Here is a 10151-nt window from a genome sequence, read left to right as displayed (position 1 = left end):
GCGGACGCCGAGCGGGTCGAGCGGACCGCGGCGGCCGAGCAGCAGCTCGCGCAGCACCTCGGCCCGGACGGGCGCGTCCGGCGTCGCCACGTCGCCGCGCCGCGCGGCTTCGACCAGTTCACGCTCGGCCGGCGTCAGTTTCTCGAGCACCGGGAGCGGCGGGAAATCGGTCACCGATCACCCAGGCGGGCGCAGCGCGTCGAGCAGCAGGTCCGAGTAGTGGTCGCCGATCTGGCGGGCGGTCAGCGGACCGCCGCGCCGGTACCACGAACCCAGGTGGTGCACCGAGCCGAAGAAGAAGTCGACGACGACGTCGGCCGGCTTGTCCGTGCGGAACTCCCCCGACGCCTGGCCCTCTTCGACCAGGGCGCGGAAGCGCTCGTGGTACTTGCGGCGCTCAGCGCGGACGGCCTTGCGCTTGTCCGGGGACAGCTGGTGCATGGACTGCAGGAAGATCGTGTTGTCGTCGAGGTTGTCGATGCTGGACACGACGACGTCGGACGCGGCGGCGGCGAGCCGTTCCCGCAGCGGCGCGCCGGAGTCGGCGACGCTCTCCAGCTGGCGGGTCTGCTCGCGCAGGACACGGGCGTAGATCTCGTAGAGCAGGTCGTCCTTGGAGTCGAAGTAGTGGTACATCGCGCCCTTGGTGACGCCCGCGGCCTCGACGATCTCCTGGACCGACGTGCGGTCGAAGCCCTTCTTCGCGAAGAGTTTCGTGGCGTGCTCCAGCAGCCGCCGGGGCACGGCGGCCTGGTCGTCCCCGGTCGCCTCGCCCGGCTTGCGGGTGCTCGCTCGGGTCACGGCAAGATCCCCTCTTCGTCCATCCATGCCCCCGCCACCACCCTCAGCGGAGGCGCTGCGCGCCGCTGGTTGATTCGAACGCACAGGATAACGGCTCAGGACTCCCCGGCCAGGAACCGCCGGGGGTTGTCCACGAGCATCGTCGTGATGTCCGTTTCGGACACCCCGCGCTCCCGCAGCGCGGGCAGCACGTCCCGGGTGATGTGCAGGTAGTGCCAGTTCGGCGTCAGCACGGGCAGCTGCTCGGCGGGCAGCCAGTCGATGTAGCAGGACGCGTCGTGCGAGAGCACCATGCTGCCCGCGTACCCGCGCTCGCACATCGCCGCGACGGTGGCCACCCGCTCCTCGAACGGCAGCAGCAGGTCGAGGCCGAACCGGTCCATCCCGAGCAGCGACCCGCGGTCGGCGAGCTCGGTGAGGTACCCGAGGTCCGTCGAGTCCCCGGAGTGCCCGATCAGCACGCGGCTCAGGTCGACGCCTTCGTCCTCGAAGATGTTCTGCTGCTCCAGCCCGCGGCGCGTGCCGGCGTGGGTGTGCGTCATGATCGGCGTGCCGGTCTCGGCGTGCGCCTTCGCCACCGCGCGCAGCACGCGTTCGACGCCGGGCGTGACGCCGGGTTCGTCGGTGGCGCACTTGAGGAGCCCGGCCTTGACGCCGGTGCCGGCGATCCCGTCCCGGATGTCCCCGACGAACATCCCGACGAGCGGGTCCTCGCCCTGCAGCAACGTTCCCGGCCCGCGGAAGTGCAGGTAGTGCGGCACGTCGTTGTAGGTGTACAGCCCGGTCGCGACGACGATGTTGACCTCGGCCGCGGCGGCGACCCGCTGCACGCGCGGGATGTACCGGCCGAGCCCGATCACCGTCGGGTCGACGATCGTGTCGATCCCGGCGTCCTTCAGCTCCTCGAGCCGCCGGATCGCCTCGGGGACGTGCTCGTCCTCGCGGAACCCTTCGTGCTCCGGGTAGTTCTCGGCGAATTCGGGGCTGAGCACGAAGAGGTGTTCGTGCATCAGCACCCGGCCCAGCGCTTCCGGCGCGATCGCGCCGCGGACGGTCTCGACCATCAGCCCCTCGCCCGCAGTTCGCGGCGGAGGATCTTGCCGCTGGTGGTCTTCGGCAGTTCGTCGAGCACCACGACGGTGCGCGGGTACTTGTAGGCGGCGAGCCGTTCCTTGCACCACGCCACGAGTTCCGCCGGATCGGCGTCGGCTCCCGGCGCGGGGCTGACGTAGGCCTTGACGGTCTCGCCGCGGTACTCGTCGGCGATCCCGACGACGGCGGCTTCGCGGACGGCCGGGTGCGTGTAGAGGACGTCTTCGACCTCGCGCGGCCAGACCTTGAAGCCGGACGCGTTGATCATGTCCTTCTTGCGGTCGACGACGTAGACCCAGCCGCGCTCGTCCATGAACCCGATGTCGCCGGTGAGCAGGCGCCCGCCGGGAAGGGCTTCGGCGGTGGCGTCCGGCCGGTTCCAGTAGCCCGGGACGACCATCGGGCCCTCGACGGCGATCTCCCCGGGCTGCCCTAACGGCAGCTCTTCGCCGTCCTCGCCGAGGATCCGCACGATCGTGTCCGGCACCGGCAGGCCGATCGAGATGGTGCCCGACGCCGGGTCGATCGGCGCTTCGAGCGTCCCCGGGACGACGACGCAGCCGGCGCTGGTCTCGGTGAGGCCGTAGCCGTTGTGGATGTAGTGCCCGGTCTTCGCGCGGAACGCCTCGACGACCGCGGGCGGCAGCGCGGCGCCGCCGGAGTACAGCAGCGCGAAGGACGCGAAGTGGTCGCGGCTGAAGGACGGGTGGGCCATCAGCGCCATGTACGCCGTGGACGGCCCGACCGTGTACGACGGCCGGTGTTCCAGGAAGGCGTCGAGCACGACCCCGGGGTCGAAGCGGTAGGCCAGTGCGAGGGTGCCCTCGATGTCGATCGCGGAGCCGAGTTCGCAGACCATGCCGGTGATGTGGAACAGCGGCGCGAGCCCGAACAGCGTCGAGCCGGCGGGCAGGCCGCTGAACGAGCCGAGCCCGGCCGCGTTGGTGCCGATGTTGCCGTGGGTGTTGGTGGCGCCCTTCGGCGTGCCGCTGGTGCCGGAGGTGTAGCTGATCAGGGCGGTGTCGTCGAGTGCGAAGGCGGGCTCCGGCGGCTTCTCCCCCGGCGTGTTCGCGGCTTCGAGGAGTTCGGTGGCGCCCGGGGTTTCTTCCTTCTCGACCTTGGCCAGCACGCGCTCGTCGTCGCGGGTCTGGAACTCGAGTTCGCTGGTGGTGAGCGAGATTTCGACGGCGCTGCCCTCGACGGTCTTCGCGATGTAGGCGTTCCAACCGCGCTGCGAGCAGACGATCGCCTTGACGCCGGCGTCGGTGAGCACGTGGGTGAGCTCGCGCTCGCGGTACATCGGGTTGACCGGGACGACGATGCCGCCCGCCTTCCACGCGCCGAGCAGCGCGATGACGAACTGCGGGATGTTCTGCAGCACCAGGGCGAGCCGGTCGCCGCGGGCGAAGCCGTTCCGGGTCAGGTACCGCGCGACGCCGTCGGAAAGCCGGTCGACGTCCCGGTAGCTCAGCCGCGCGTCGAAGTACGCGATGGCCGCCCGGTCGGGGACGTGGTCCGCGGCGCGGCGGAACGCCTCGGGCAGCGTCGTCGGCTCCGCCGGTCCCGCGTCGCGCACCCGTTCGTCGTAGCTCGCGAGCCAGGGCTTCGCGTCGTACCAGCTCATCCAGTGACCTCCCTTGGACACCGACCGGTCGGTATGTCGACGCTAGGAGGCGACCGTGGTCCGCGTCAAGCCCCGGACTCGGGCGGGAAATGCAGAACTCGCCTTTCACCGCTGAATACGTACGCCGGTTCGGAATGGTTCAGAATCTCTCCGTTTGCCGCTTCGCACTGGACAAATGCCTGGTGGAGCCGCCACGATGGCTTTCGCGGCCGCTCGGCCGCACCATTCGGAAAAACCGCGCACTGCCCGTGTGGTCCCCTTGTGTTCACGCTAACTTGGAGTGATTCATGCCTGCTACCGGTGGACGGCACCGCCTCTCGCGGCGGACGAAGATCGCGACGGCGGCCCTCGGCCTCGCGATCGCGGCGGGAGCGCTGGTGATCGCGACGACCGTCGGCGACCCCGGCGCCGCCAACGCGGCGTCGGGCGGGCAGATCACCTGCCCGGACGTGGCGAGCCGGCTCCCCGCGGTCCCGGCCCAGGCGCAAGCCGAGGTCCAGCGCAACCTGCAGCTGCTCGACACGCAGATCTCCGAAGCCAACAACCGGCTCGTCACGACGCAGGGCCAGGGCGGACCCAACTTCGTGCGGAACGCGATCCTCGGCCCGCTGCAGGACAAACGCACGTCGACGATCGACCGGATCGCCATCGCCATCGGCCGCCAGGGCGAGAAACCCCAGAACCTGGGCGGTCTGGCGGCGTGTTCACTGGGCGGCCAGACCGGTTCCGGCGCGGCCACGTCGCAAGCACCGGCTCCCGTGCAGAGCACCGCCTCCGCCGGTCAGATCAGCTGCCCCGACGTGGAAAGCCGGCTCCCGGCGATCCCCGCCCAGGCGCAGGCCGAGGTCCAGCGCAACCTGCAACTGCTGAACACGCAGATCGCCGAAGCCAACAACCGCTTGGTGACGAGCGCCGGGCAGGGCGGTCCGAACTTCGTCCAGAACGCGATCCTCGGCCCGCTGGAGGACAAGCGCGTCGCGACGATCAACCGCATCGCCACGGCGATCGGGCGCAACGCCGAGAAGCCGCAGGGCCTGGACGCACTGGCGCCGTGTACCCGCTGACGCGGTCGTGAGTGTTCGGTCGGGTTCTAACCCGACTAAACACTCACGACCAGGGCGCTGATCCGCAGGAATCCCTTCGCGGTCATCGTCAGCCGCACTTTCGTGCCCACCACGGGATCGAACTCGAGCGTCGTCGGGTCGTTCGAGCCGCTCCCCCAGGTGATCCGGAGGTTCCGCACCGGCTCCCACCCCCGCGCCGTGTGGACGGCGACCTCGGCCGCCGACGGCAGCCCGTGCTTCGCGTCGACGACGAACCGGGCGGTGAGCCCCGCGATCCGCTGTGCCGCGGGCCAGGCCAGCGACACCCAGTCCCCCGCCCGCGGCCGGCTCACCGCGGCCAGCGTCGCCGTCGCCTGCTTCACGTAGAAGTTGGACCAGCCGGTCGCCGGGTCGCCGTCCAGCATCGCCGCCGGCAGCGTGTCCGGCGCGCCGGAGTAGCTCGCGTCCGCGGCCACCGCGACCACCGGCGCGGCGACCTCGACCGCCCGCGCCCCGGGACCGTTGCGCTGCCCGAGTTTGGTGCCCGGCAAGGTGATCCGGCCGGATACCAGTCCCGGCGCGGTCGCCGTCACGGTGATCGGACCGCGGCCGCCGGTCGCCGCGATCACCGCCACCGCCTGCCCGTTGAACGCCGGGATCGTCGGCTGCTGGTAACTCTGGGCCAGTTCCTGACGGCCGTTGTCGACCCCGGCGACCCGCCCCGGCCCGGCGACGGCGAACCGCAGCACCGGTTCGCCACCGGGCACGACCACACCGCGTTCGTCCACAACGGACGCCGTCACGAACGCCATCGCCCCGGTTTCGGCCCGATCCGGTGCGGTCAGCGTGATCGCGTGCGCGGGCCCGGCCGTGACGACCCGGTCCCGGGCCACTTCGCGGCCGCCGTCCCGGGCGATCGCGGTCAGCGTGCCGGGTTCGAACGGCACCGTCCACGTCAAGTGCAGCTTGCCGGAGCTGCCGGTCGGGCTGGTGTAGCTGCCGGACGGGTCGTTCTTGTCGTCGCCGGACGGCTCGGTCGTCTCCAGGTACGGCCGTCCGTCCACAGTGGTCTTGCGGTCGAACTTCTTCGTCCCCAGCGAACGGCCGTTGAGCACCAGCTCGACCGTGTCCACAGTGGAGTACACCCACACCGCGACCGGTTCGCCCGGCCGGTGCCCGGTCCAGTCCACCGGCGTCAGGTGCACCATCGGCCCGGCCGTCCACTGGCTGCGGAAGAGGTGGAAGGCGTCCTTCGGCAGGCCCGCGCTGTCGATCGCGCCGAAGAACGACGTCTTGACCGGGAAGACGTCGTACGGCGTCGGCTCGCCGAGGTAGTCCTGCCCGGCCCAGAGGAACTGGCCCTGGCAGAACTTCCGGTCCCGGTCCTTCTTCAGCGAGTACTCGCCGCTGAAGGTCCACGAGGCGAGGTTGTTGTCGTAGGACGACGTCGCCCGCTTGCCGGGCGTGTGGTTCTCGCCCGTGTTGAGCAGGTCCGGGTCCTGGTACACCCCGCGCGTCGAGGTCGCCGACGACGACTCCGACTCGAAGAAGAACTTGTCCGGGTACTTCGCGTGCAGCCCGTCGATCGACTGGGCGGTGTTGTAGTTGACGCCGAGGCCGTCGAGCTGCCGCAGGATCAGGTCCTGCGGCGAGCCCGGCGCGGGGACGCCGCGGTAGCGGTCGGACCCCATGACCACCGGCCGGGTCGGGTCGATCGCCCGGACCGCGGCGATCAGGTCCGCCGCGATGGCCGGGCCGCCCGCCATCGACGCGTCCGGCACCTCGTTGCCGATCGACCACAGCACGACCGACGGCGAGTTCTTGGCCGCGTGCACCATTTCCGCGATGTCGCGCCCGCTCCACGCGTCGAAGTCGCGGTGGTAGTCGAACTCGACCTTGCCGGTGCGCCAGCAGTCGAACGCCTCGACCATCAGGAGGATCCCGAGCCGGTCGCAGACCGCCACCAGCCGCGGGTCGGGCGGGTTGTGCGCGGTCCGCAGCGCGTTGGCGCCCATCGAGAGCATCAGCCGCATCTGGTGCTCCAGCGCGGCCTCGTCGACGACCGCGCCGAGCGCGCCCTGCGTCGAGTGCAGGTTGACCCCGCGTAGCTTCACCGGCACGCCGTTGAGCGAGAACCCGTCGTCCGGGTGGAACGCGAAGTGGCGGAACCCGAAGTCCGTGGTGGTCGTGTCGAGCACGCGCCCGGCCACGACGACGTCGGTGCGCACCGCGTACAGCCGGGGCCGTTCGGTCGACCACAGCTGCGGCGCGGCGACCTCCGGCGTGGTGACCGCCGTCGCCGTCCGGCCGGCGGGCACGGCCACGGTCGCCGAGCCGCTGGCCGCCACCCGGCCCGCCGGATCGGTGACCGTCGTGCGCACCTCGGCCACCACCGCGACGGCGGAGTCGTTCGCGACGTCCGTGGCCACCCGCACGGTCCCCCGGCCGGCGGCGATGTCCGGCGTCGTGACGAACGTGCCGTGCCGGGCCACGCGCACCGGCTCGGTGACGACCAGCCGCACACGGCGGAAGATGCCGCTGCCGGAGTACCAGCGGCTGCTGGGCAGCGGGTTCACCGCCCGCACGGCGAGGACGTCCGGCGTCCGGCCGTCGGTGTGCACCCGGCCGGTGAGGTCGAAGGCGAACCCCGTGTAGGCGTACGGGTGGTTGCCGAGCAGCTCGCCGTTCAGGTACACGTGCGCGTCCGAATAGACGCCGTCGAATTCGATCGAAACGCGCTTCCCGGCGAGCAAAGGCGGCAGGGTGAACGTCTTGCGGTACCAGCCGAGGCCGCCGCGGAAGAAGCCGGACGCGCTGCTCGTGCCGCCTTGCGGGGTCGGTGGCAGCTCGATGCTCCAGTCGTGCGGGACGTCGACGGCCTGCCACGCCGAGTCGTCGAAGCCGGGCTCCGCGGCGCTGGCGAACCGGCCGCCGGGGTCCGTGGTGCCGTCGGGGTTCGCGAGGGCGAACCGCCAGCCGGCGCCGAGATCGGTGCTCCGCCCGGTGATCGCGAGCTCCGGCCGGGCGAGCGCTTCGGCGGCCCTGGCCACCGGCGCGAACGCGGAGGTGACGACGGCGGCACCGGCTCCTCCCAGCACCAGACGTCGGCTCGGTCGCGGCGAGTGCGGCATCGGACAGTCCCTTCCGGCGGCGGGGGCAGCGGAAAGCACTATCGCACAAGGGTTTCCGATCGATCAAAGGCTTCGATCATTTCGACCTCAGCAGGTCTTCCGGACGTACCCGGCGGCCCCTTCGGGAACGACGTCTCGGTCGCGGCGGACGATGCTGAGCGAGCCACCCCAGCGCGTGCAGGCGGTCGCCAGGCCCTCGTCGGTGTATTCGATCACGACGACGTGGTCACCGAAGGCCGCCGTGTATTCGTCGCAGTTCTCCTGCTCGCCGCATTCTTCGGCGACGGCGAAGTCGAGCCCGTTTTCCCGGCGCCGCCCGGCGAGTTCGGACGTGTTCTTCTGCCCGATGACAGCAGGCGCACGAAGGCTTGGGCGTCGCCGTCGGAGAGAAGGCCGTGCGAGCGCGTGTAGCTGTCGTAGTTGTCGGGCTCGACCGCCTGGAAACCCTTGGCCGAGCAGTCGTCGCCCCAAGCGCCGACCTTCGCCGCGACGCGCTCGCGCTTGCCCGCCGTTCGCACGTCGAGCAGTGCCTCGTGCCACTCCTCGTCGATCACCGGCTCGTCATTCGCGTCCCGCAGCACCAGGTCTCCTTACTCCGCCTCGGCGCCCGGCTGAGCCTGGAAAGCGTTGACCTAGCAGATGTTCTAGCACCCGGTGGCGTGTAGGCACTGCCGAGCTGGTAGTCGAAGCCCGCCTTCATCGGCTGCGGGCTGCTCGGCGGGCGAACAAGCGGCGACGGTCAAGCCCAGCACGACGAGAAGGGTTCTCATCACCCCGACTCCACGGCGCCCGGCATCCACAGTGGACAAAGCCGTCACCGGTCTCGGGACCAGGCGCCGGCGTCCTCGGTGTACCGCACCAGCAACCGCGCGAACTGGACGCGATCCTCCGGTGCCCACTCCGCCGTGATGGCCTCGAACGCCTCGCGCTGCTCGGCCGCGAACCGGTCCCGCTCCGCTTCGCCGCTCTCCGTCAGCTCCAGCACCGTCCGGCGGCCGTCGGCCTGGGACGCCGCGCGGCGCAGCAGGCCGTCGGCGATGCAGGCCGCCACCGTGCGGCTGGCCACCGGCTGCGCCACGCCCATCTCGATGGCGAGGCCGCCGACGGTCATCTCGCCCGGGGCGTCGGCGACGACGTTCAGCACCAGGTTGCGGGAGAGGTCGCGGCCCGTGGCCGGGGTGCGGCGGCGCAGGCGGGACAGCGCCGGGCCGATCCGGTCCAGCAGCAGGTCCTCGGCGGAACGCGCGGTGCTCACCCCCGGATCGTAGTACCCCCGGCATTTGCATACCAACCCCTAACTGCATAGCATTGGGTATGTAACTGCGAACGAGGAAGCGAGGCCACCATGGCCACCACCGCCATCACCGGCGCCCAGGTCTTCGACGGCGAGAAGCCTCTGGGAGTGCGGACCGTCGTCCTCGACGGCCGGAAGATCCGCCAGGTCGGCGGCGAAGTGCCCGACGGCGCCGAGGTCGTCGACGGCCGGGGCGCGACCCTGCTGCCCGGGCTGATCGACGCGCACGTCCACTCCGCACCCGGCTCCCAGGCGCTGGCCCTGCGGTTCGGCGTCACCACCGAGCTGGAGATGCAGGGACTGCACACCCGCGAAAACCGCGCGCACATCACCGAAGACGACACGGTCGCCGACATCCGGTCGTCCGGGTTCGCCATCACCCCGCCCGGCGGGCACCCCAGCGAGCTGATGCCCGAAGGCTTCCGGCCGGGCGGCGACCTGCCGCCGGTGATGCCGCTGATGCCGTTCTCCACCACGCCGGAAGAGGCCGCCGCGTTCGTCCCGCAGCTGCTCGCGCGCGGGTCCGACTACATCAAGTTCATGATCGACGACGGCAGCGTCGAAGGGCATCCGGGGCTGCCGATGCTCGACCAAGCCACGCTGAACGCCGGCGTCGCCGAGGCCAAGAAGCACGGCGCCCTCACCGTGGCCCACGCGCTGACCGTCGACGCCACCCGGATGGCCGCCGAGGCCGGCATCGACGGGCTCGTGCACGTGTTCATGGACCGCCCGCACACCGCGGAGATCGTGGACCTGGTCGCCGAAGCGGGGATGTTCGTCGTGCCGTGCGTCGCCCTGAACGCGTCGATGATGGGCATCACCGGCGGCGACCTCGCCGACGACCCCCGGGTCGCCCGCCGCCTCGACGGCAAGTGGGCGGAAACCCTGCGGTCCAGCTACGACCGCTACCCGCAGGGCAAGCTCGAGGACGTGCTGGCGACCGTCGGGGCGCTGGCCGAGGCCGGCGTCGACATCCTGGCCGGCACCGACGCCTCCATGGCCGAGACGTTCTTCGGCGGCCTGGCCCACGGCGCGAGCCTGCACCAGGAACTCGGCTACCTGGTGGCCGCCGGCCTGACCCCGGCGCAGGCCCTGCGCGCCGCGACCGCGACCACCGCCCGCCGCTTCGGTCTCGGCGACCGCGGCCGCATCGCCGAAGGGCTCCG

Annotated in this window: 7 protein-coding genes and 1 pseudogene; 2 read left to right on the top strand and 6 right to left on the bottom strand. The window is 71.3% G+C overall.

Annotation, left to right across the window (positions count from 1 at the left end; translation table 11 throughout):
• Positions 1–177 precede the first annotated feature (177 nt).
• From G3I65_RS54440 to G3I65_RS54430, 3 genes are all read right to left on the bottom strand, one after another.
• Positions 178–801, bottom strand: coding sequence for a TetR/AcrR family transcriptional regulator (locus G3I65_RS54440; RefSeq protein ID WP_125311960.1), 624 nt, complete (start codon positions 799–801; stop codon positions 178–180).
• A 95-nt stretch (positions 802–896) separates the two neighbouring features.
• Complete coding sequence (locus tag G3I65_RS54435; protein ID WP_160704284.1) at positions 897–1865, bottom strand: phosphotriesterase; 969 nt, start codon at positions 1863–1865, stop codon at positions 897–899.
• Positions 1865–3517 (bottom strand): AMP-binding protein, encoded by a 1653-nt coding sequence (locus G3I65_RS54430; protein WP_160704282.1) that lies wholly within the window; start codon positions 3515–3517, stop codon positions 1865–1867. Before G3I65_RS54430 ends, G3I65_RS54435 begins: the two co-directional genes overlap by 1 nt.
• Before the next feature lie 287 nt (positions 3518–3804).
• Here G3I65_RS54430 and G3I65_RS54425 point away from each other — a divergent pair, with 287 nt between their 5' ends.
• Positions 3805–4581 carry a hypothetical protein gene (locus tag G3I65_RS54425; RefSeq protein ID WP_160704280.1) on the top strand — a complete coding sequence of 259 codons (777 nt, stop codon included), beginning with the start codon at positions 3805–3807 and terminating at the stop codon, positions 4579–4581.
• Positions 4582–4616: 35 nt separating this feature from the next.
• Here the strand turns inward: G3I65_RS54425 and G3I65_RS54420 are convergent, their stop codons facing one another.
• From G3I65_RS54420 to G3I65_RS54410, 3 genes and pseudogenes are all read right to left on the bottom strand, one after another.
• Complete coding sequence (locus tag G3I65_RS54420) at positions 4617–7658, bottom strand: glycoside hydrolase family 2 TIM barrel-domain containing protein (protein ID WP_309236113.1); 3042 nt, start codon at positions 7656–7658, stop codon at positions 4617–4619.
• Between the two features lie 120 nt (positions 7659–7778).
• Positions 7779–8209, bottom strand: a pseudogene (locus G3I65_RS54415) (endo alpha-1,4 polygalactosaminidase).
• Between the two features lie 296 nt (positions 8210–8505).
• Positions 8506–8946, bottom strand: coding sequence for a MarR family winged helix-turn-helix transcriptional regulator (locus G3I65_RS54410; RefSeq protein WP_160704278.1), 441 nt, complete (start codon positions 8944–8946; stop codon positions 8506–8508).
• A 90-nt stretch (positions 8947–9036) separates the two neighbouring features.
• On the opposite strand from G3I65_RS54410, the gene G3I65_RS54405 reads away from it, so the two are divergent.
• The coding region (locus G3I65_RS54405) for an amidohydrolase family protein (RefSeq protein ID WP_160704276.1) at positions 9037–10151 on the top strand (1115 nt) is incomplete at its 3' end.

Origin of the sequence: Amycolatopsis sp. SID8362 (assembly GCF_010550475.1) — a bacterium.
In the GTDB taxonomy this organism is placed as follows: domain Bacteria; phylum Actinomycetota; class Actinomycetes; order Mycobacteriales; family Pseudonocardiaceae; genus Amycolatopsis; species Amycolatopsis eburnea.
Note: the sequence above shows the minus strand (reverse complement) of the source record. Positions and strands in the feature narration are given on the sequence as shown.

What these genes read in the sequence shown, in the direction of transcription:
- G3I65_RS54425 (WP_160704280.1), top strand. Translation starts at nt 3,805, where the DNA reads ATGCCTGCTACCGGTGGACGGCACCGCCTCTCGCGGCGGACGAAGATC.
- G3I65_RS54435 (WP_160704284.1), bottom strand. Translation starts at nt 1,865, where the DNA reads ATGGTCGAGACCGTCCGCGGCGCGATCGCGCCGGAAGCGCTGGGCCGG.
- G3I65_RS54430 (WP_160704282.1), bottom strand. Translation starts at nt 3,517, where the DNA reads ATGAGCTGGTACGACGCGAAGCCCTGGCTCGCGAGCTACGACGAACGG.